Consider the following 21,259-nt stretch of genomic DNA (forward strand, 5'->3'; position numbering starts at 1 on the left):
TTTGCCCACAACTTCAAGCGTCTGGCCAGCGTTTTGTAGGTAGCAACTTGGGTTAAACTACGTGTCAGTATAACACGGTAAATCTGCGTAGCAGCGGTCATATTGCTACTCTAGTCCAGGTCTTAACCTTTAGACGGTGCATTTGCACATCCAGGCTTAATAAAATGCCAGGGGCCGCGATTTTTGGCAGAAGCCAGCGTGTTATTTTTGGCCGGGAATTGGCCTGGCCCATGCCAGGGGCTTCACTCTTGCTGCGCTTCCCATACGCTGAACGCCCCGGGGGCACAATTTACCCAGTACAACAAAAACGGTTGTGCTGGGTATTTGTGGGCACCCCCTTACAAAGCCCGGGCTACAGCCTCGGCAAACTGCAGGGTGGTGGCGTTGCCGCCCAGGTCGGGGGTACGGGGGCCCTCCTCGAGCACCCTGTCTACGGCGCGCTCTACCCGCTGGGCGATTTCATGCTCGCCGAGGTGCTCCAGCATCATCACCGCCGAGAGTATAGTGGCCGCTGGGTTGGCAATGCCTTTCCCGGCGATGTCTGGCGCGCTGCCGTGCACTGGCTCAAACACTGCGTGCTTTGTGCCGATGTTGCCGCTGGCCGCAATGCCCAGGCCCCCTACCAGACCAGCGGTGAGGTCAGAGATGATGTCTCCAAACAGGTTGGTGGTAACGATAACGTCGAAACGCTCGGGGTTGCGTACCAGCTGCATGGCGCAGTTATCGATGATGATGTCCTGGGTCTTGACCTGGGGGAAACGAGCGGCCTCGGCCAGCACGGTGTTCATGAAAAGGCCCTGGGTCATGGGCAGCACGTTGGCCTTGTGGGCCACATGGAGCTGTTGGCGGGGGCGGCTGGCGGCCAGCCGGGCGGCGTACTCACCGATGCGGGCGCTGGCTTTGCGGGTAATTACCGTATCGGCAATGGCAATTTCGCCATCGAGGTAGCTGCGCTCCTGTTCTACATAAAGGCCTTCGGTGTTTTCGCGCACCACCACCAGGTCTATTCCTGGCCTCGAGCCCGGTACCGGATGGTGCTTGGCTGGGCGCACGTTGGCGAACAGGTCCAGCTTGCGCCGCATGTAGCGAATGGCCCCAAAAAAGCCCGGTACCTTTTGGGTGGGGCTGGTGGCCGCGCCGAATAGGGTGGCGTCGGTATGGGTTACGGCCTCGAGGGTTTCCTCTGGCACCGAGATACCTATTCGCTCGAAGGTCTCCCAGCCTGCCTGGGCCTCAACAAACTCGAGCTTGAGCCCGGTGGCCTCCAGTACCAGCCTGGCTGCTGGAATCACTTCGTGTCCGATGCCGTCGCCTTCAATTAGACAGATCTTGTAGGTCTTGCTCACAGTATCACCCTGGCTATTTTATATCGCCTTCACAGAGATGCCCATCGAATGCTTAGAGGTGGCACATTCGATATGAACCCCACCTGAAGCTTTCTGTGTTAGTTCAGGTCAAAACCGACTGTGCTGTAATGCCAATGCCTGGCGCTGCTTTGGCTGGGGCCCCAGCCAAAAGAATGAATCAAGGACTTCCTACACCTGGCGCCTCACGATGAGCGCGGTGGCGTTGTCGGGTGCCCCGGCCTCGAGCGCCCGCTGCACCAGGGCTTCGGCGGCGGCCTGGGAACTTTCGGCCTGATTCAATATCTGGGCCATCTGGGCCTCGCGCACCTCGCCCCAGACCCCGTCGGAAACGAGCAGCAAAGCCTCGCCGACCTCGAGGGTAGCTGAAAGCTGGCCGGTGGTGGCCTCGAGGGTTTCCACGTAGCCTTCCTGGGGTTGGCGCAGGCTGCCCAGCGAGCGCAAGACCTGGTTGCGGTCGGGGTGGCGCATGGCCTCTTCGCGGGTGATCATCTGGCTGGCTACCAGGGCAGCGACCAGCGAATGGTCGCGGGTGAGCTGCCTGAGCTGCCCCTGGCGCCAGAGGTAGATGCGGGTATCGCCCACATGGGCCACGGTGTAGCGTGCGCCCCACAGAATCACCCCGCTCAGGGTGCAGCCACCCTCCTGCCCCGCCAGGGCCTCGAGCACGGCCTGGTTGGCAGCCCAGACCAGCCGCACCCCCCAGTCGGACTGGGCCTGGGGGTGGTCGAGGGGGTGGGGCAGGCTGCCCCCGATGAAGGTCTCGACCGCGGCCTGGCTGGCCCGCTCGCCCGCGGCCATGCCGCCCATGCCGTCGGAAACGCAAGCCCTGAGCAGCAGGGTGCGGCCAAACTCCGACTGGACGCGCTCGAGGCGGTATGCGTAGGCGTCCTGGTTGTAGTGGCGGCTGGGGTTAAGGCCCACGCTGGTGGCCTCGCCCAGCTCGAGCACCACCTCCACCTCGTTTGGACGCCAAAGCTTTTTGAGCAGGGCCAGGGCTTGCCTGGGAGTGACCCGCTCCTCCAGGGGGGCCAGCATCTGCGCGAGGGCCTGGGGAACCCCTGGCAGCGGAATACCCGCCAGCAAAAGCTCGCTGGGTCCTTCTACCGGCAGCGCCGTGCCGGTCAGCAGCTCGAACAACAAAGCCCCCAGCAGATAGACCCCGGTCTTGCCGCTGATGGGCGCTTCGGCCAGCACTTCGGGCGGGGTATAGCCCTGCCGCCAGACCTTAGGCGGTGACTCGCCCAGGCGGGCCAGGCGGGGGGGCAGGGCGAGCCGGGGGCCCTGGTTGGTCTGGCGCAAGGCCTGGGGCTCGAGGTCTACCAGGGCCAGCCCCTTGAGCTCGAGGAAGTAAACCAGCTGGGCCAGCGTCTGCACCACGGCCAAAGCTGCCGGCAGCGCAAGGGGCGGTTGGAGGGGCTGGCCGTCCAGGGCCTCGAGGGCCACTCCCTCGGGCCCGGTGTAGACCAGCCGGGGCAGCAGGCGGTGGTGGTCTAGCCCGGCCAGCAGGCTGGCATCGTACCCTGGCCTGACCAGCAAGGCCTCCTCTGCCCGCCGGGCGGTCATCCACCCCCCCCAGAAGGGGCTGCCCACCTCAAAGGTCAGGGGGCCCCAGGTGTGAGCCGAGCCCGGCGCCAGGGTGGCGTTTTCCACTGTGGGGGGCAAAACGGTTTCCTCCAGAAATTCCCCTTCGGAAGCGGCTTTGGATGTTTGAACGCCGGGGGGTGGCAGGCCCACGTCGGGGTGGGTCATGCCCTCGGCCTCGGCCTGCAAAATTTCCTGGATTTCCTCTTCGTTGGGGCCCTGATCCGGCTTGGATGCTTGAACGCCGGGGGGCGGCAGCTCCTCCTGCGGTGGCAGGCCCATGTCGGCGTGGGTCATGCCCTCGGCCTCGGCCTGCAAAATTTCCTGGATTTCCTCTTCGTCGGGGTTCTGGCCCGGCATGGCTAACCCTCCTGGAAGACCAACGTGACGTTGCCAAAGGCAATCTCGTCGCCGTCCCGGAGTTCGGCAGGCTCCACCAGGCGGGGGGAGTAGGCCTCCTCGCCGGCCCGCTTGATGAAGACCCCATTGGTGGAGCCCAGGTCGCGCACCTTCCAGACCCCCTCGAAAAACAGCTCGGCGTGGCGGCGCGAGATGTTTTCGGCCCCCGGCGCCCCGGTCAGGTCAATCTCCACCGGGCCGGTAGAGGCATCGAAACGCCCCACCACCAGGCGCGGACCTTGCAGGGGAATGCTCTCGTTGGTGAGGGCGCCAAAGCGCTTGAAGACCAGCCGGGCCGGGCGGAAGAAGGGGGCAGGGGGTGGGGCGGGGCTGGGTTCGGGGGCGCTCGGGAGGGCCTCCGGGTGAGGGGCGGGTTCAACCGGTGTTGATGGGGGTGTGGCCGGGATCTCGGTAATTACGGGCTCGGGAGCCTGGCCTGGGGTGAGTTCGACCCCACAGCTTTCGCAGTACTGGGTTCCATTGGGGTTCTCGCTTCCGCATACCTTGCACACAATCATGGGTTACGCTCCTTTCTGCCTCGTTCGCGGGTTATGCGAACGATACCACCTAAACATAGAATAAGCACCGCCACGGCCAGGCCGCCGGGCTCGAGGGTTTCTCCCTGCGTGGGGTCGGCCCAGCGAAAAGCTGCCACCAGGCCCAGCAGCACCGCCAGGGGGATACTCATGCGTTCCAGGAGCAATACCCCCAGGTACACCCCCCCCAGAATGGCTGCAGCCAGGGCCCCTTGCTCGAGCGTGATCCGTTTGTAGTAGTACAGCACGCCTGCGCCCCCCAGCACCAGCACCAGCAACAGCCAGCTAAGCCGCGTTACCAGGAGGCTCAGGATGTAAAAGACGCCCAGCGCGGTAGCGGTATAGAGCCCTGCCCGCAGCCAGGGGAAAATTTCGGGGTAACCAGGCACCCAGGTGTTGAAGTCGCGTTGCAGCCGGTCATCTAGGGGCTGCAGAAGGGTCTGAAGGGTGATTGGGCGCACCTCGTAGAGCAGATAAAACAGGGCTGCCGAGGCCGCTAGCGTCAACAAGTTGAGCCAGAGATCGTGACGAGCAGCCCTTTGGGGAGCGGGGTTTGGATTGGGTGCCGGACTGGGTGTGGGGTTGGGCGAGGGTCGGGGGGGTGGAACGGGCGTAGGGGTGGGCTGGGGTTGGGGCGCTGGGGCCGGACGCCGAACGGGGACCAGGGTAAAGCGGGCCTCGAGGCGCCGCCCGGCCTTGAGCTCTACCCTGACCTGCTGGGGCTGGTAGCCGGGTGCGTCGGCATACAGGGTGTAGCTGCCTAGGGGGAGTCCATCCAGGTCGGTGTCGCCCTGCACCACCCGCTGAAAGTTATTGGGGCCTTTCAGCCGCACTGCGGTCTGGGGCGGGCTGACCCGGATCGAAAGGCTGCCGGTAGCGGAGGTGGGGGTGGGGACGGGCTGGCGCTGGCCCAGCAGAATGGCCCGGAACTCGGCCACGCTCTGGGGCCGCCGGTCTACCCGAATCTCCAGGGCCCGGTTGACGGCCTGCTCGAGGCCGTCGGGGGTCTCGCGTGGCAGCCGCAGGGGCTGGTTGTGCTGCACCCGGTCGGTGGCGGCGGGGGGTACCACCCCCATCAGCGCGTGGTACAGCGTGGCCCCCAGGGCGTAGAGGTCGGTGTAGGGGCCAAACTTGCCCGCCGTACCGTACTGCTCCAAGGGCGCATAGCCGGGCGTGACCAGCCGGGTGTGTTTTTGGGTTTTGCCCTGGGCAAACTGCCGGGCCGAGCCAAAGTCGATCAGCACCACCCGGCCATCCTGGTGCAAGAAGACGTTGTCGGGCTTGATGTCGCGGTGCAGCATGCCCGCTTTGTGCACCACTTCCAGGGCGTCCAGCAGCTTGAGGGCGATATCCTGCACCTCGCGGGCGGGCAGTTTGCCCTGTTTCTCGATGCGCTTGCCCAGGGTCTGGCCCTTCAGGAACTCCATCACCAGATAGGCGGTGCCGTTTTCCTCAAAAATATCGAAGACCCGCACGATGCCGGGATGGTCGAACTTGCTCAGCACCCGGGCCTCGTCTTCGAACTTCTCCATGGTCTCGGCAAAACCAGCCCCCAAGAGGCTGGTGGGGGGCACCACCTGACGGGTCTGGGGCCTTCGGGTAGAGCCTTCGGGGAAGAGCTCCTTAATGGCTACAGGGCGGTTTTCCTGGGTATCGGCCCCCAGGTAGGTGATGCCGAACCCGCCCTGCCCCAGCACCTTGCCCAGGGTGTAGCGCCCCCCCTTGAGCCGGGTTCCCACCGGCAGGTGATGGGCCCCGTGCACGTCCACGCCCATGCCGCAGGCCGGACAGGTGGCCGCACCGGGGGGAATGGGTGAAGCACAGTAGGGGCAGCGTTCCATCCTCAGGCGCCGGTGATCTTGCGGATTTCTTCATCGGAGGGCAGGTCGCCCCCGCTGGGTTCTTGCTTGAGCACCTGGGTTTTGGCCCCAATCTTGATGGTCTTGGCGGTGCCGAGGCTAATGGTCTTGCTGCTCTTGAGCTCGCCCACGGCCTGATCGAGGGCGCGGGTCATGGCGGTGTTGCCCAGCTTGACGGTCAGGTTGCGGGCCAGCTCGAGGGTTTTGGCGGCTTTGCTGGGGTCGGTACGGGCTTCCACGGTGGCCTGCTTGATGAGCTGCTCGAGGTTGCGTTGCTGCACCCACTGCATCACCTCGGGGTCGATGCGGGCCGCCAGGGCCTCGTCGGTGGTGAACTCCACCACCACGTCCATGGGGGGTACTTCGCCCCGGTAGCCCTGGCCCGGTACCTGGTAGGTCAGGCCCAGCTGGGCCAGGCGGATGCGCGCAGGGGGGCGGGCCGGCAGGGTGAACTCGAGGATAAACACCGTCCAGTCGCCCTTGGCTGCGTTGCCCAGGGGGTAGGGCGTTTTTTGCTCCACCTCGGCCTGGGTGGGATAGACCCGCGTCACCCTATCCAGGGTGACGTCCTTAACTGTTCGGACGGTCAGGCCAATGTCGGTGATGACCTCGCTGGCCGCGCTTTCCAGCTCGCCCAGAATAGCCTGGGGCAGCTCGCTGGCCTTGAGGCTGGGGGGCATGGGGTTCTGGGTGTCTGGCACGATGTGGAAGGGCCTGCCCTGGGTGCGGTCGGTAATGGCCATCAGGAGGTCGTCGTTCCAGTCGTCGCCCACGCCGATGGCCGTTACCGGGATGTGGGCCTCGGCCAGTTGCGCTGCGGCCTCTTCCACCAGCGGCTCGTCGAAAGCCTGTCCGTCGGTCAGCAGAATCATGCGGCGACTGCCCGACTCTTTTTGCAGTTGCTTCATGCCTTCCAGCATGCCCGCGCCCATGTGGGTTCCGCCGGAAAACTGCGGCAGCTGCTTTACGGCTGTCATCAAGCGGGCTTTGTGGGCGGCGTCGGTAAAGGGCTGTACCACGCCGGCGTGGTCGTCGAACTTGATCAGGGCCAGGCGGTCGGTGGGCTCGAGCTGACGGCTATTGAGCAGGCTTTGCAGCGCCTCCACCACCAGGTCCATCTTGCTCTTGGCCCCGCGCACCACCTCGTACTCCCTGCCGTCTACCCGCACGCTCTGCCCGGTGCGCTGGGTGGGCTCGGTCACCACCTCGCGCATCGAGCCGGAGGTATCCACCACAAAGGCAATGGCGAGCTGGGGTCGGGCGCTGGCGGCCTGGGCCTCGGGGCGCACCTTGAGGGCTAAAAACATCTTCTGGCCGGGCATATGGGCCAGCAGGTATTCGCGGTGGGGTTGTAGACGGGTCTCGAGCATACGCCTCCTGTATACCTACACAGCAGCGGGTTCGTGCTTGATGGGTCGGTTGCGCTTCAATGCGAGCACACTCAAGATTGTAGCCCATCGGCCAGACCAGAAGCCGTCTCGATTGGTTTTGCCTTTGGGGAGATTCATGAATAAAGGCGCTAAGCGCTCGAGGTTTGGGCAGGCTGTGTCAGCAGGCTCAAAGGCTCCTGGGCCAGCGTCCGCAAGGCCTTACGACGCCGACGCTTAAGCTCTTTGAGTTCCAGGCGCTCGAGCTTTAATCGGTTCAGGGCGAAGTCCAGGTAGACCGCCTGGGCCTCGGGGGCGGCCCCGCCCAGCACCTTGCGCCGGGCCAGGAAGCGCTCGGGCTCTAAAGCCTGCAACAGCTCGGGGTCGCCAAACCCCAGGTGGCTTTGCAGGTCGTCCAGGCCCAGCTCGGCCACGCTGCGGCCTTTGCTGCTCAGCTCGCGCAGCATCCCCTGCACCTTGGGGTAGGCCTCGGCCAGCGATAAACGCTTGCGGGAAACCAGCACATCTACCAGCTCAGAGGCCAGCACGCTGCGGTCGTGCAGCCCCTGGGCCAGCACCTCGGGCACAAAGCGGCTCTCCTGCAAGGCCACCCGCAAAAGCGCCACGGCCCCCTCGGCGGCGTAGAACAGGCTGTGCAGGGGCTCGAGCACCGCCGGGCCGTGGTCGTTGACATCGCCAAAGGGGGTGCTGTAGTTGAGGTGGCCCAGGGTGGTGGGGCCGCCCATCAGCTCGGCCAGGAAGCCGCGCACGTGCTCCAAAACCACCGGGTTGACCTTCTGCGGCATGATCGAAGAGCCCTGGCTGATTTTTTCGGCTACCAGAAACCCCCCTTGCTCGGCCCAGAACAGAAGGTCGGCCACCAGGCGCGACAAACTGGTGGCCATGCCCGCCAGGGCATAGGCGATCTCTAAAGCCCAGTCGCCTGCGGCAATGGCGTCGTAGGTGTGCTCGAGGGTGCCGCCAAAACCCAGCCAGCGTGCCAGGGCCTTGCGGTCTACCGGGTAGGGGCTACCGGCCAGGGTCGAGGCCCCCAAAGGGCATTTGTCGGTGGTCAGGAAGGCCGAGCGCAGGCGCTGGAAATCGCGCGAGAGTAGGTTTTCTACCCCGGTCAGGTAGTGTCCCAGGGTGGTGGGCTGGGCCGGGCGGTGGTGGGTATAGGCGGTCAGCAGGGTCTGGCGGTGGGTCTGGCCCAGGCCCAGCAGCTCCCGCCGCAGGTCGGATAAGGCGGTCAAAATGCGCAAGAGCCGCTCGCAGGCATAGGCGCGGAACACCGTCAGGTCGAGGTCGTTGCGCGAGAGGCCGCGCCTTAGCGCACCGGCCACCTCGGAACCGAAGCGCTCGCGCAGGTGGAAGTCTATGGTGAAAAAAACGTCCTCGAGCTGCCCGCTAAATCCCGGAATGGGGTCTTTGCGCAACTCACTCAAGGCCCAGGCAGCCTCCTTGGCCTCGAGGATGCCGAGCTTGCCCAGGCCCAGGGCATAAGCTGTGAGGGCATCGAAAAAATAATCGCCCAGATACTCTTTTGCAAAGCGAAAGTGCCTTTGCAGCACCCAGCGGCTATACAGCTTGTGCCAGCGCATTGCTCTCACCCTTACTCAAGGCTACACCCAGCCCCGCTTTGGGAGTGTGACTGTTTTGGCTGTGCCGATGATGTGGTCTGCGCCCAACCGATGCAAGCCTGGATCGCAAACTCAACCTGGTGTATCGAGCAAAAAGCCGGGCTCCTGCAAAACACTGAGGCGTCGCTCTTTTGCCGCATACATGCACCCATCTGCCACCCGCAGCAAAGTTTCCTTGTCGGAGCCATCCAGGGGGTAGGTGGCCACGCCAATGTTTACCCCCAGGACACGGCCTCTGATGCTGATTTCCTGGATGGCTCTGGCGTAGCGCTGGGCAGCATGTACGGCCTGTTCTTTTGTGGCATAAGGCAATACGGCGGCAAACTCATCCCCGCCAAAGCGGAATAAGCCGTCCGATTCGCGGCATGTCCTTTTTAGAGCCTCGGCCACTCTTATCAGGGCTTCGTCGCCCAGGGCATGCCCTAGCTGGTCATTTATGGCTTTGAAACCTTGCAGATCCATCAGCAGCAGCGAAAATGAATGCCGGTACCGCTTTGCCAGAGCCAATTCCTCGTCGAAAAATGCATTGAAGGCCCGACGGTTGGCAAGGCCCGTCAAGGAATCGGTCAGGGCTGCTTCTGCCAGGCTTTGACGGGTGTGCGCCTGGTGAAGCAGCGTTGCCACAGGGGTAACAAAAAAGCGAGCGACCTCTAAAGAATCCTGACCAAATGCCCGTGTGTCGTGGAAGTTGTCCAGATTGAGCAGGGCCAGCACATGCCCTTGATAAAGCACCGGAATGGCCAGGTTGGACTGGATACGCCTGGTATAAGCGGCCAGGTCTGCCCCAGCCGAGGAGCTCTTGACACTGTGTGCCTCGATGGATGCCCATTCATTGGATAGGATGCGTGGTTCGCCCCTATACCACCCCTCGAGGTTATCTCCGTACCACTGCTGGTGGTCCTGCTCAGTAAAGGTGATGGTGATGTTTTTGAGGTGCTCGAGTTCGTAGCCCACCGCAGCCTTAAAGTGGAAGTGCTCCCCCCGGCGGACGAGCAGACTGCCTGCTTCTGCACCTGGAATGAGCTCCACTGCCGAATCCAACACCTGCTGATAGAGGCTCTCTGAGTTATCCAGGGCGGCCTGGTGCGATAGATCGAGCACGGTTTCCAGGCGTTGCCGGGCCAGGGCGCCCTCCAGCGCCAGGCTAATAGAGCGGCAGGCCAGGTTTAGCAGGTTTTGTTCAGAAGGTTTCCATCGGTGGGGCTGAGGGTGGGCCAGGCCCAGCAGTACGCGGGCTCGAGGCATGTTGGGCAAGGTAATGGGATGAACTGCGAGGCTTCCGTGATGGTCGGCTAGGGGGCTTCCCTCCTGGGCCAGGTTGTCCACAAAAACAGGCTGTCCGGTATGGTAAACCTTCCAGAACAGGCGCTCGCTGGCGGATGTGGGGGGACTCCAGGCTTCACCAGGGGTTTGCACTGCCTGGTATTGAGCTAAAGTGCGTAACTGTTTGCCCTGTTGCTGCAAGATGACGCCGTGTGGTGCGTTTAGGCCCGAGGCCAGCAGCACCAGCGCCCGCTCGGCAAGCTCCTCTACCGAACCAGCAGCGGCCAGTGAAATGGAAAGCTGGTGAAGAAGCCGGGCTTCTGCTTGCTCGGCAATCCAGGTAAGGCGGTTGCTTACGGTTTTGGCGAAGCGATCGAAGCAGACCTGTTCTCGAGGCTGAAAATCTCGGCGGCGCTTCAGGCATACCACAGCAGCAACCTCATCGTGCTCGAGGAGGGGAATGGCCATACAACGGCTGGGGGGTTGCCGGTCTGGTGAGGTTTGTCTACCTGGGCCGCGCATGGTTTTGGCAAGCACCCGCTGTAGCCAGCAAGGCCTGTGGGGGGTGCTTGGCATCTGCGAAAACCCTTCGGTTTCCTCCTCATACGCGATGGAACCCTGCACATAGGCCCGCTGAGCTACGGCCTGCTCGAGGGCGCTGACTGCCGACGGGGTGCTGGAACAATACAACTGCAATCGGTCTGTTTCGGGCAGCCATACCGTGATGTGCTCTGCTTGCTGCTCGAGCAATTCGGGCATAGCCCTGAGCACCTGCTCGCGACTGGTAAGGGTCGACAGCACCTGCAAGGCGTTGACCAGCAGGGCCAGCTGATTGGAGGTTTCCTTCTGGCCCCAAAGCAGCTGCTGCCAAACCTGCCTGCTCCTGTACGAGAGGAAAGCTGTACTGCCCAGCACCAGCCAGATCCACAGGGGCGAAGCCAGGAAGGAGTGGTGCCAGAGCAGTAGAATCGCTACCGCTGCCAGCAGCGATACGGCCAGTAGGCCCCCGCGCAGCATTTTTGCTAGATATGGCTGGGTTTTTCCAGAGAGGGGTTTGGCGTTGATAAGATCTCCAGGCTTCATAGGAGAACCTCTACAAAGCAGTTATCTACATGTCTGAGCTCCGTAAACCGAAATCGTCTGATTTGGGGTTCTGAATCTGTAGGCAGCCCGCTACCAAAACAACGCATATAGCCATCCCGAGCGTTAGCGGGCAAAAGCCTGAGCGAAACCATGGCTGAGCGAAGCCTGATGGGCATTGGAACCTCAGGCAAGCTGGGTTAGAAACACGCTGGGCATGGCCTCGAGCCTGCCCGGGGGAGGAGCCTGGATGGAATAGTCTTCAAATTTTTGGGCCTGACATTTTAGGGCTGGGGTTTGCACCAGGTTGAACAACTCCCTGGAGGGGATGGGCTCTTTGGCCTGGTGGGTAAAGACCCACAAGCCCCGCATGGATGCTTCGATAGGCCAGCTCGAGGTATCTGGTGTAAACACCCTGGACAGCCCTTTCCAGAGCAGCTCCAAATCCGACGCGCTTACACCGTTTTGCTTCCCGGCGGTGGGGGTGTAGTATCCGTGCATGCGGTAAAGCCCATAGGCCGCATTACGGCCCGAAGTGAGCGGGAAGATGGGATCAACCGAGCGGGCCAGCGAAAAGCGAACTGGGCCCGGAATCAGGGTGTGCCCTGCGGGGTGGACGAGGCCAAACATCCGCAGGTTGTAAAACCCTGCACACAGGGCCTTAGCCCCCTTTGCGGCGTAGGCTTGCTCAATGGCCGGCCATTTTCTGAGCACGGGCAGCGATTCTTTCTCAAAGTACAGGTTTAGCGCTTCCCTGATCGCCTCATCGAACACCAGCCCATAGCGCACATCCTGGGCGAGCTGGTGGGGGCTGCTCAGAAAGGACAGGTCGAGCGGGCTGGCGTTTTTGATCTCAAAAAGCAGCACAAACTTGTGATGTAGATCTGGGTTGCAGGTCATGGCTACTCCTTAGGAAAACAGGCGGCGTTGTTGGGATCCACCACCTTGGCCAGGTCCACGAGTCCGTAGCCGGTTTGGCTGTTCCAGGCCGAAGCGTTTTGCCCAGCGCTTTTCAAGCAGTTGCGTACCTGGGCCAGCCGGTCTGTGTGAGATTTGCCAAGCTGCTGCTGCTGTAGGAGATACAGGCCGATGGCGCTGCTGATGAAAGGTGCAGAGGCGGAAGTGCCATAGGCCAGGGCGTAGTCGTCCTTGCTGGGCCCGTGGGCTACTGGCACACCGCTGCCAGGGGCAACAAACTCGAGCTCGCTGCCATAGTTGGAGCCATAGCCGCTAAACCACCTGGCCCGCGCCAGGCTGGCATCGGCGGCACCAACTGCAATCACAAAAGGCGAGGATGCGGGGTAGCCCACCGAGGGCTGGTCTGCGTTGCCGCTCGAGGCCACCACCACCACCCCCTGCTGCGTAACCTGCTCGAGTACCTGCTCGAGGTAGGGGTCGCGAAAACCCGGCTTGGAAATGGAAAGCGATAAGTTGACAACCTGAGCCGGGGTGGGGTTGATGAAAACCTGCCCGGCGATTTGGGTTGCCCCAGCGGCGTACTCCAGCGCCTGGGCCACTTGCAGCGTACCGGCCTGCCGCTTGGCATCGAAAACCTTGATGGGCAGTACGCGCAGCAGGTTATAGGCAGTGCCAGCCAGGGCCGAGCCGTCATTGGTAGTGGCCGCGATAATGCTCGCCACCTGGGTTCCGTGGTTGGCGCCGGTGCCGGGTTTTGGTTCTACTGCACCTCGGACGGGGCGGGGGTTTTCGATCTCGTCTCCCACTACGTCCAGCCAGCTATTTTGGGGAGTCAAATTGGGCGCCAGGTCGCCCCGCTGGGTATAGAACCCAGTATCGACCACGGCGACTACCGGTGCATCGCACCCTGGCTTAACTGCACCAAGCTTCTGCCAGGCTTGTTCGATGTTCATCAGCCCAAACACAGCCGCTTGTTCTAGCTGGTAGCTGCGGTTATGGGGGGGCACGGCCAGGCTGTCGGGCTGGTAGAGATACTCAGGCTGCACGTACTGGCCCAGCCCGTGCTGATACAGGCTTTGGGCCACCTTGGCCTCTTGGCCGGGCTGGGTGCGGTACAGGTTCCAGCCACCCCCCAGATCCCGCGCCCACTGGGCCCCCAGGCTTTGGGCGCTGGCGATGTGGCTTTGCAGGCTTATGCGGTTTTTGCTATAGACAATCAAGCGCCCCGCTACGTGGGGTACATCAAAGTGGCCCAACCCTGTCGCTTTTAGCACCGATTTGGCCGCAGGAAGCTGCGCTTGCGATTTGATGCTGCTGGAGCAGACCGCCTTTCCCTCTACGCGCAGGTTGATGACGATGCGCTCGAGGCCTTTGGGAGTATTGGCCTCAATAATTACCTGATAACTTTTAGGGTTGGGGCTCTGGTTGCTCTCGAGCTGAATGCGGGCTGAAGAGCTTCTTGTAACAAAAGGCAGGCCGGGCAGCGGGGGCTCGCTACGAACCGTATAAAACTGGGCCCCCTCTATATTCCAGCTAAGATTTACCTGCCCCCCCACATAAGGTACGGCTTGAGGCGTAACTTCAATGCCTACCTGGCTTTGATTCGATGAGCACGCGGTTAAGGTTATTGCAGCCAGAACCATCAGTGCTAATCCAAGGAGCTTCTGTTGTATAGGGGCTATCCAGTGCGCAGCAGTAACGCCATAGCGTTCGGCCGGTTGCACCACTGGCTCCCCGTTTCCCTTGGTGCCCAGATTGGGAATCACGGATCATCACCTCCGAACTTAGCTTTTCAAACGAGATATTGAGTCCGGCAGCATTTGCTTTAGCCGGACTGCTTCTCAGGCTCCGACTGTCCTCAATATCCCGCAGAACAGTCTTCATAGCCGCCTCGGTCAACCCTGTACCCCTGCACCTTGACACCCGTATGGGGTGGGGCCTGGTCTGGTTTGAGTGTGCAAGCGTTTGCAAAGCTGACCACCTGTCACGAGCTTAGGCAGGCCGGGTCGGGTGGTTTGGTTCAGATGGCACAAACTTGAAGCGAGGGCTATAAACCTCGTCCCAAACACTATATTTGCACCAACGTACCCCACCGCAGCCAAGCCATAGGGGCTGTGCGAGAATCCCAAAAAACTCGCCCAGAACGCACTTATCTACAACCGGGCTGCTAAAGTGCAAATAACCCACATTATTTTGCCAAGCATGGTATACTTCACAAATTACCCATAAGCATTGGACACATTGGTTGAATTTGCCAACGTTTTTTTGCAGGCGCTAAGGTTAGTGTCGGGGGATTTGTTTTGGCCATGAAGGATGGAGTACCCATGCAATTGGAAAACATGACCGTTTTTGTTGTGGATGATGAGCCGGCAAACGTGGCTTTGCTGCAAAGAACCCTCGAGCGTGTGGGGTTTTCTCGTATTTACGCCACCACGGACCCAACCCGCTTCGAAGAGTGTTTGAGCAGATTTCAGCCCGACGTGATTCTGCTGGATTTGCACATGCCCAAACGGAATGGCTTTGAGATACTCAAGTACCTGCAGGAGCGCCAGGTGGACGGCGAATACCTGCCGGTGCTTGTGCTTACTGCCGACCCCACAGCCGAAGTCAAGCACCGAGCCCTGAAACTCGGGGCTGAAGATTTTTTGCAAAAACCCTTTGACTTACTCGAGGTGGCCTTAAGGGTGCGCCGCTTGCTCCAGACCCGTTACCTGCACTTGCAGCTAAAAGATGAGAATTTGCGACTGGAGGCAGCCGTGCGGGCCCGTACCCAGGAATTGCACGAAGCGCATCTGGATGTGCTTCGACGCCTGGCGCACGCTGCCGAATTTCGCGATGACGATACGGGTGAGCACGTGCACAGGGTTGCCGAAAACGCCTGCAAAATTGCACAGGGCTTGGGCCTGGAGTCCGCTGTGGTGGAAGCGCTTCGCCAGGCGGCACCCCTGCACGATATAGGCAAAATTGCAATACCGGACGCCATACTCCGCAAATCTTCGCGGCTTACCCCAGAAGAGTACGAGCTCATGAAGAGCCATACTGTGGTGGGTGCTTCGCTGCTTGAGGGGGGTAAGTCGGTTTACTTACAGATGGCCAGCCGCATCGCGCGCTCGCACCACGAACACTTCGATGGTGGAGGCTACCCAGACGGCCTCAAAGGCGAAGCCATTCCCCTGGAAGCCCGAATTGTGGCAGTAGTAGATGTCTTTGACGCCCTGGTGTGTAAACGCCCGTACAAACAAGCCTGGCCTGTGCCACAGGCCGTTGCGGAAATTAAGCGCCAGGCGGGTTCTCAGTTTGACCCCGATGTGGTCAGAGCATTTTTACAGTGCGTCCACGAAGGGGCCTTCTTATTGCCCGCGCCGCTGGTGCAAGGCTGAGCGGACACAACGAGCGGCGGCGGGCTAGAAACATGTGTTGGCACGGGAAAGCAGTGGCGCTATTTTCGAAAACTCCAAAAAAACAAAAGTGCGTTGCAAACACCCGTACAGGAGTTTTGGTATAGTACCCTGGTGTTGTTTAGCTATTGCTGGACAGGGATGAAACATGGGCCGCAATAACGCTTTCTGGTTCGCGCTCCCAGCAGTTGCTTTGCTGGGGCTGTTTTTGTTGTACCCATTTTTGGATGTGCTGCGTTTTTCAACCTGGGACTGGACGGGGTTGTCGGAGCCTGCACCCATTGGCCTTGAAAACTACCGAAACATTCTGCGCGACCCGGATTTTTACAACAGCCTACGCATCACCTTGATTTTTGCAGTCATGACCCTGGTTCCTTTTGTCTTGCTTTCGGTGCTGCTGGCCTTAGCCCTGGATGGCCAGCCCTACGAGCGCCCCATCAAGGCCCTGCTCTTCTTGCCAGGGCTGGTCACGCTGGGGGGGGCTGCGGTGGCCTGGTACACCCTGTTTTCGCCCGAGTACGGCGCACTGGCTTCGCTGGTTCCGGTGCCGCGCTGGGATCAGAGTCCGTTTTGGGCCCTGGTGCTTGTTATGCTTTTTACCATCTGGCGGCATATCGGCTACGGGGTGCTGGTGGTCTCGGCGCGCTTGAAGGCCATTCCCAGGACGTTGCTCGAGGCCGCCGCCGTAGATGGGGCGACCCCGGCCCAGGCCTTCCGCTTTATCACCCTGCCCCTTTTGCGCCCGGCCATTACCTTTTTGGTGGTGATTGGCACTGTTTTGACCCTGCAAGGCTATACAGCGGTGTTCCTGCTGACCCGGGGGGGGCCGTTTGGCGGTACCGAGGTGCTGGGTTACTACCTCTACAAGACCGGTTTTGAAGCGGGCCGCCTTGGTTATGCGGCTGCCCTCACGGTAATCATTTTGTTGTTGACGCTGTCTTTTGCCCTGGCCCAGGCCCGGCTTTTGCGGGAGGAGAAATGAAGGGGAGAGTTATGCCGGTTGCCTGCTCTGAACCGCACATTTCCCCTGGGCTCGAGCCAGGCCGGGTCGGGCAGGCTGCCCGTAACACCCTGTCCTGCCCCTACCTGGAGGTGTGTTTGTGCGCTGGCTAGGGCATTTGCTGGTTTGGACGGCGGCCTTCCTGGTGGCCCTGCCCTTTGTCTGGATGGCTTATGCGGCCTTCATCCCGCCAGAAGCGGTCTTTAGCGGCGACATTTTCGGGAAACTGGGCTTTAGCCTGGCCAACTTCGAGGTGCTGGGCCGCGACGGCTTTTGGGAAGGCTTTTGGGGGCGCCTGGTGTTCTCGGTGCTCCTGACCGGGAGCGTAACCCTGCTTCAGCTCACCACCGGCTTTTTGGCGGCCTACGCCATTAAGGAAGGTGCCAGGATTCTGCCGTTCTTTCTGGTGCTTTTGGCTATTCCCGTCGAGTTGTTGTTGGTTCCCCTGTATGGCCTGCTGGTAGGGCTCAAGATTTTAGACACCATCTGGGCGCTGGTGCTGCCTTTTGCTGCCAGCCCCTTCATCGTGTACCTGCTTTTCCAGGGGATGCGTACGGTTCCAGAAGAACTGCTCGAGGCCGCCCGGCTTGATGGGGCCGGCCACCGCATTTTGCTGACGCGCATCCTGTTGCCGCTCCTGCGCCCCCAGCTGATTGCGGCGGGGGTACTGGCTTTTGCTGCCCACTGGAACCTGGTGCTCTATCCGCGAATTGTGGCTGGCAGCAAAGAACTCAAAACCGTGCAGACCTGGATCACCGACTTGCAACGCCAGAACCCCGCCGACTGGGGGCCCCTGTCGGCGGCGGCCCTGGCTGCAACCCTGCCCCTGGTCATCATCTATTTGCTCTACGAGCGAAGAATTGTGGAAACCTTTGAGGAAGGCCTTAAAGGGTAAGCCAGCCGCTCTTGGTTGGATCGAACTTTTTTCTCATCCAGGGTGTGGCAAACTAGGACGGGGTTTGCCCAGCAGTAAACCCTGGAGGGTAAAGCAGATGCGTTTTTTGATTGTGCTGTTGGTTGCGCTGGGATGGTCCCTGGCTCAGCGCCCGGTAGATATCCCTTTCTGGCACACCGCGGGTCCGCCAGGCCAGGAGCCTTTAGAGGAGATGATCCGCGAGTTCAACAGTCGACAACGGGACTACCGGATTGTGCCCAGCTTTGTGGGAGACTACCGCGAGGGGGGCCTGAAGCTACTGGCCGCACTGCGTTCTGGGGGTGCGCCAGCGCTGTTTCACGCCGAAATTTCCTTTCTGGGGCGGATGGCTCAGGACAACGTAGCCCTGCCTTTGGACGAATACCTGGGGAACCTGCCGGGCGATTTTTATCCTGGATTTTTGGAGACCGGTAAGCTGCGGGGCCGTACCTACGGGCTGCCCATCGGCCTCTCGATTCCGGTACTTTTCTATAACGCCGACCAGTTCGCCTCCAAAGGGCTGGGTGCCCCACGCACCTGGGACGATGTGGCCACCGCTGCCCAACGCCTGACCACCCGCGCGGCAAAAGGCTACACCGTCTCGAGCGACATCTACAGCTTTGCGGTGCTGGTGATGAGCCGGGGGGGGTCCATCGTCAACAGCCAGGGCCGCCCCGACTTTACCAACCCCAAAGCGCTGGAGAGCCTGGAGTTCCTGCAAGACCTGGTTCGGAAGAATATTGCCCAGAGCCGCAACATTGCTGAGGCCCAGTTCTCCGTAGCCGACTTTTTGCGCACCAAGACCTTTATGGGTATTGCGCCCATTACCCTGTGGCCGCTGATTGAAAACCGTGCGCCCATCCCCTTCAGGCTTGGCGTGGCAGCGGTTCCCCGCTCGGAGGGCGGGAAAGTGCCCCTGGCTGGCGGTACCTTGGTGGTGCTCCGCGGGGCCAGCGAGCAGCAAGCCCGTGGTGCAGTGGCCTTCTGGCGCTTCCTGATGGAGCCCGCCAACATTGCCAAATGGGTCAAGGCCACCTACTACATGCCCATGCGTCGGTCGGCCCAGCCCCTCCTGGAAGACTTCTACAAGGAAGACCCCCGCCGCCGGGTGGCTTTTGGCCAGGTAGAGCACGCCGACGTTTGGTTACAAGACCCCGAGTTTACAATCTGGTACAGCTTTTTAGAAGATGCCCTCGAGCGGGTTCTGAAGGGCAACGCCAGCGCCAGGCAGGTGCTGGAAGAAGCCCAGCGCCGCGCCAACAGCGTTGAACGCCGCTAGTACAACTTGAGCCAATACCCAGTAGCGCTGCAATGGTTGGGAGCCGCGAGGGGGTTTTTGGCGCTTATTGCGCGCAGAGATGGTATAGAGCTAGCTGGTCTTGCTGCTGGGCTGCCAGCCTGAACTCGGACAATCACAGGTGAGACGCTAAGTGAAGCAAAATAGGGGAACCAGTTTTTAGGAAGAGGAGGTTCCCCAGATGCAGCTTATCACAGTCGGCAAAGAGGTCTTTAGGGGCGCTAGGAAAGCATATCTTTTGGATGCTTTTTTTGCTGTGGAATCTGATAAAATCTGGTGATGTAGTACAAGTTTGACAGCTCGATACTACGGGGGCGCACGTCCCAGTTGTGGTGCTGAACTCCAGGATGCGCTCGAGCAGATACGGCGGGCCCTTTCATCGACCGTACATTTGCAGCCCGCCGCGGAGCCCGATTGATATGCGCATAAATGTGTGCCTACGGTCTTGCGACTGGGCCCTTATCGGTTTTTCTTCTATGCCAACCAGAATGACGAGCCTGCCCATATCTATAACTCAAGTTGCCACCTAGACATTCCGAGCTAGAAAGTTCAGCGAGACCGCGCTTTGGCAAAGTTCTGGCTTAAACCTGTGGCCTATGCGAGCAGCAGTGGCTTTTCGGCGCAGGAGCTTTCGAAGTTGCTTAGGCTTGTAGAGGAAAACAGGGTAGCGTTTGAGGAGGCGTGGAATGAGTTCATTGGCCGCTAAACCTATTCTTGCTAGCGCTGTCGAGTGTACCGAGGACGAACTGATCGTCACACTGTCTGACGGCCGCCGCTTGGCTGTACCTATCGTTTGGTTTCCGCGGCTAGCAAAAGCCAGCCCGCAAGAGCGCGCCGAGTATGAGTTGCTGGGCACTGGAGAAGGCATTCACTGGCCCAAAATCGACGAAGACATCTCCGTTGCGGGTCTTCTTGAAGGCAGGCCTTCGGTCGACAGCGTAAGGCATAACACGCGCTACCAGGGATAGAGCCAAGCTATTGCCGAAAGCCTAAACCAAGCCGATCATGTCTAGGTTGCGCTGCTGAGCTTTGCCATTAGCTCTCCCCAACCCGCCTGAGCTGCACCAGAAAGGCCGTATGCCCCACCTGCTGAAACTTAGGGTGGGCGATGGGCGGACGCACGTCCCACTCGCGCTGCTGTACCTCCAGGATTCGCTCGAGCAGATAGGGCAGGTTCTGGGCTTTGAGGTGCTCCAAGAGTGCGATGACCTGGGTGAGGTTGGGCAGGTAGCAGGCCAGAAAACGGTCTATCTTGAGTGCCGGGGTGATGGAATGTAGCACCGTCCAGGGCTCCATCAAATCCAGCGCGATGCCGTCAAAGGTGCTTGGGGGCAGCTCGGCCTGGGCCAGGTCGGCTTCAACCCAGGTGACGTTGCCCCAGTCTTCAAAAGCGCCTAGGTTGCGCCGGGCCCGCTCGAGGTGCCGCAGGCGGGCCTCGTAGCTCCAGACCTGGCCGGTTGGGCCCACCGCCCGCGCCAGGTACATTGTCAGGCCGCCCGAACCCGAGCCCGCTTCCAGCACCTGCATGCCCGGGGCCAGGTCGAGCAGAAAGCAAATGGTGGCGGCGTCCTTGGGGTAGGTGGGGGTGGCCTCGCGGGGCATGTGGAGCACGTAGTCTTCCAGGGTGGGGCGGTGGATGGTAAACAGCTCTCCCTGGGGGGTGGCAATTTTCTGGCCGGCCCCGGCCTGCACGATGGCCTCGTGGCGGATAGACCCCCGGTGATAGTTGAATGTGGCGCCTTCCTGCAAGCGAAACAAATAGGTGCGGCCCCGCCGGTCTTGCAGCAGGGCCCAGTCGCCGTAGGTCATGAGCTTTAGGGTAGCGGGTGGATGGGTGTGTTTGTCAAACCTGAGGCGTTATTACAGTAGCCCCGCAGAATCCCCCAATTGGGGGGGTGGTTTGTTAATTTCTAAAGCCATCCAGGATGTAGCTTTGCCTTATCAGACGTCAGATTGCTGTTAATCAAAATTCGTTTTTTTCTTGTTCTGGACACAGTTTTTGGGTTATAAGTCACTTGCACAACCCCAGTAAAGCGGTAAGTTGTCCGCAGGTAGTGGGCAGGGGGTGGTGTTGTGAACGAGGCGGGTAGCCCTCAGACACCGGCTGTGTTTGGATAAGGGGGTCTTGTGAAGCGTGCGTGCGGAATGAGCGTGATTGAACTGATCATAGTGATCACCATCCTGGGCATCCTGATTGCCCTGGGGGGTGGGTGGTTTAGCTCCGACCGGATGCGGGTTAACCAGGCCGCCCAGATTTTGAGCGCCGACGTAACCCGGGCCCGCCTCGAGGCCCTTCGGCGCAACGTGCCGGTGGGGATTCGCTTCGATTTCAGCCCTGGCGCTAACCGCTACGAAATAGTAGAAGACGCCGACCAAAACGGCCTGGACAGCGGCGACCCCGTCATCAGCCGTACCCAGCTTGGGGTCGGCGAGTGGGGCCGGGTACAGGGTAGCTTGCGGCAGTGCACTAACGCTGACGCAGCCGCTACCAGCAGCGCCGAGGTGGTTTTCGACGCGCGGGGGGTCTACCAGCTTGCCACCAGCCGCAGCGTGCAGCTTTCCATCGGCTCATATAGCCGCTTTGTCAACATCAACCAACAGGGTCGTGCCCAGATTCGCACGTCCTGTCCATAGGAGCAGC

Annotated in this window: 17 protein-coding genes and 1 riboswitch; of the genes, 7 read left to right on the top strand and 10 right to left on the bottom strand. The window is 61.0% G+C overall.

The window, feature by feature from the left end:
• Positions 1–338 precede the first annotated feature (338 nt).
• The 9 genes from ABWU19_RS06190 to ABWU19_RS06230 all read right to left on the bottom strand — a co-directional run bounded on the left by ABWU19_RS06190 (position 339) and on the right by ABWU19_RS06230 (position 13,653).
• The gene (locus ABWU19_RS06190) at positions 339–1,346 is read right to left on the bottom strand and encodes an isocitrate/isopropylmalate dehydrogenase family protein (RefSeq protein WP_435900849.1); all 1,008 of its coding nucleotides are present in this window, start codon (positions 1,344–1,346) and stop codon (positions 339–341) included.
• A gap of 189 nt (positions 1,347–1,535) precedes the next feature.
• Entirely contained in the window at positions 1,536–3,308 is a 1,773-nt protein-coding gene (locus ABWU19_RS06195) for a PP2C family protein-serine/threonine phosphatase (RefSeq protein ID WP_435900850.1), read from the bottom strand.
• 2 nt (positions 3,309–3,310) lie between these two features.
• Entirely contained in the window at positions 3,311–3,865 is a 555-nt protein-coding gene (locus ABWU19_RS06200) for an FHA domain-containing protein (protein ID WP_435900851.1), read from the bottom strand.
• Positions 3,862–5,724 carry a protein kinase domain-containing protein gene (locus tag ABWU19_RS06205; RefSeq protein ID WP_435900852.1) on the bottom strand — a complete coding sequence of 621 codons (1,863 nt, stop codon included), beginning with the start codon at positions 5,722–5,724 and terminating at the stop codon, positions 3,862–3,864. Before ABWU19_RS06205 ends, ABWU19_RS06200 begins: the two co-directional genes overlap by 4 nt.
• Positions 5,725–5,726: 2 nt before the next feature.
• Positions 5,727–7,112: a vWA domain-containing protein gene (locus ABWU19_RS06210; protein ID WP_435900853.1), complete on the bottom strand. Its 1,386-nt coding sequence runs from the start codon at positions 7,110–7,112 to the stop codon at positions 5,727–5,729.
• 149 nt (positions 7,113–7,261) lie between these two features.
• Positions 7,262–8,710 (bottom strand): argininosuccinate lyase, encoded by a 1,449-nt coding sequence (locus ABWU19_RS06215; RefSeq protein ID WP_435900854.1) that lies wholly within the window; start codon positions 8,708–8,710, stop codon positions 7,262–7,264.
• A 111-nt stretch (positions 8,711–8,821) separates the two neighbouring features.
• Complete coding sequence (locus ABWU19_RS06220) at positions 8,822–11,095, bottom strand: diguanylate cyclase (RefSeq protein ID WP_435900855.1); 2,274 nt, start codon at positions 11,093–11,095, stop codon at positions 8,822–8,824.
• Between the two features lie 183 nt (positions 11,096–11,278).
• Positions 11,279–11,992 (bottom strand): type I CRISPR-associated protein Cas7, encoded by a 714-nt coding sequence (locus ABWU19_RS06225; RefSeq protein ID WP_435900856.1) that lies wholly within the window; start codon positions 11,990–11,992, stop codon positions 11,279–11,281.
• Between the two features lie 2 nt (positions 11,993–11,994).
• Entirely contained in the window at positions 11,995–13,653 is a 1,659-nt protein-coding gene (locus ABWU19_RS06230; protein WP_435900857.1) for a S8 family peptidase, read from the bottom strand.
• 60 nt (positions 13,654–13,713) lie between these two features.
• Positions 13,714–13,799: riboswitch (cyclic di-GMP riboswitch) on the bottom strand.
• Between the two features lie 550 nt (positions 13,800–14,349).
• Between ABWU19_RS06230 and ABWU19_RS06235 the strand changes: the two genes are divergently transcribed.
• From ABWU19_RS06235 to ABWU19_RS06260, 6 genes are all read left to right on the top strand, one after another.
• Positions 14,350–15,390: an HD domain-containing phosphohydrolase gene (locus ABWU19_RS06235; protein WP_435900858.1), complete on the top strand. Its 1,041-nt coding sequence runs from the start codon at positions 14,350–14,352 to the stop codon at positions 15,388–15,390.
• Positions 15,391–15,556: 166 nt separating this feature from the next.
• Positions 15,557–16,390: a carbohydrate ABC transporter permease gene (locus ABWU19_RS06240; protein ID WP_435900859.1), complete on the top strand. Its 834-nt coding sequence runs from the start codon at positions 15,557–15,559 to the stop codon at positions 16,388–16,390.
• A gap of 118 nt (positions 16,391–16,508) precedes the next feature.
• Positions 16,509–17,303 (top strand): carbohydrate ABC transporter permease, encoded by a 795-nt coding sequence (locus tag ABWU19_RS06245; RefSeq protein ID WP_435900860.1) that lies wholly within the window; start codon positions 16,509–16,511, stop codon positions 17,301–17,303.
• A gap of 97 nt (positions 17,304–17,400) precedes the next feature.
• A complete protein-coding gene (locus ABWU19_RS06250) occupies positions 17,401–18,600 on the top strand; it encodes an ABC transporter substrate-binding protein (RefSeq protein ID WP_435900861.1) in 1,200 nt (399 codons plus the stop codon).
• A gap of 607 nt (positions 18,601–19,207) precedes the next feature.
• The gene (locus tag ABWU19_RS06255; RefSeq protein ID WP_435900889.1) at positions 19,208–19,324 is read left to right on the top strand and encodes a hypothetical protein; all 117 of its coding nucleotides are present in this window, start codon (positions 19,208–19,210) and stop codon (positions 19,322–19,324) included.
• Positions 19,305–19,586, top strand: a complete 282-nt coding sequence (locus tag ABWU19_RS06260; RefSeq protein ID WP_435900862.1) for a DUF2442 domain-containing protein — start codon at positions 19,305–19,307, stop codon at positions 19,584–19,586. Before ABWU19_RS06255 ends, ABWU19_RS06260 begins: the two co-directional genes overlap by 20 nt.
• A 67-nt stretch (positions 19,587–19,653) precedes the next feature.
• Here the strand turns inward: ABWU19_RS06260 and ABWU19_RS06265 are convergent, their stop codons facing one another.
• Positions 19,654–20,427, bottom strand: a complete 774-nt coding sequence (locus ABWU19_RS06265) for a tRNA (adenine-N1)-methyltransferase (RefSeq protein ID WP_435900863.1) — start codon at positions 20,425–20,427, stop codon at positions 19,654–19,656.
• A 318-nt stretch (positions 20,428–20,745) separates the two neighbouring features.
• On the opposite strand from ABWU19_RS06265, the gene ABWU19_RS06270 reads away from it, so the two are divergent.
• Positions 20,746–21,252, top strand: coding sequence for a GspH/FimT family pseudopilin (locus tag ABWU19_RS06270; RefSeq protein WP_435900864.1), 507 nt, complete (start codon positions 20,746–20,748; stop codon positions 21,250–21,252).
• Positions 21,253–21,259: the final 7 nt, after the last annotated feature.

It is taken from the genome of Meiothermus cerbereus, from assembly GCF_051297115.1.
Taxonomy (GTDB): domain Bacteria; phylum Deinococcota; class Deinococci; order Deinococcales; family Thermaceae; genus Meiothermus; species Meiothermus cerbereus_A.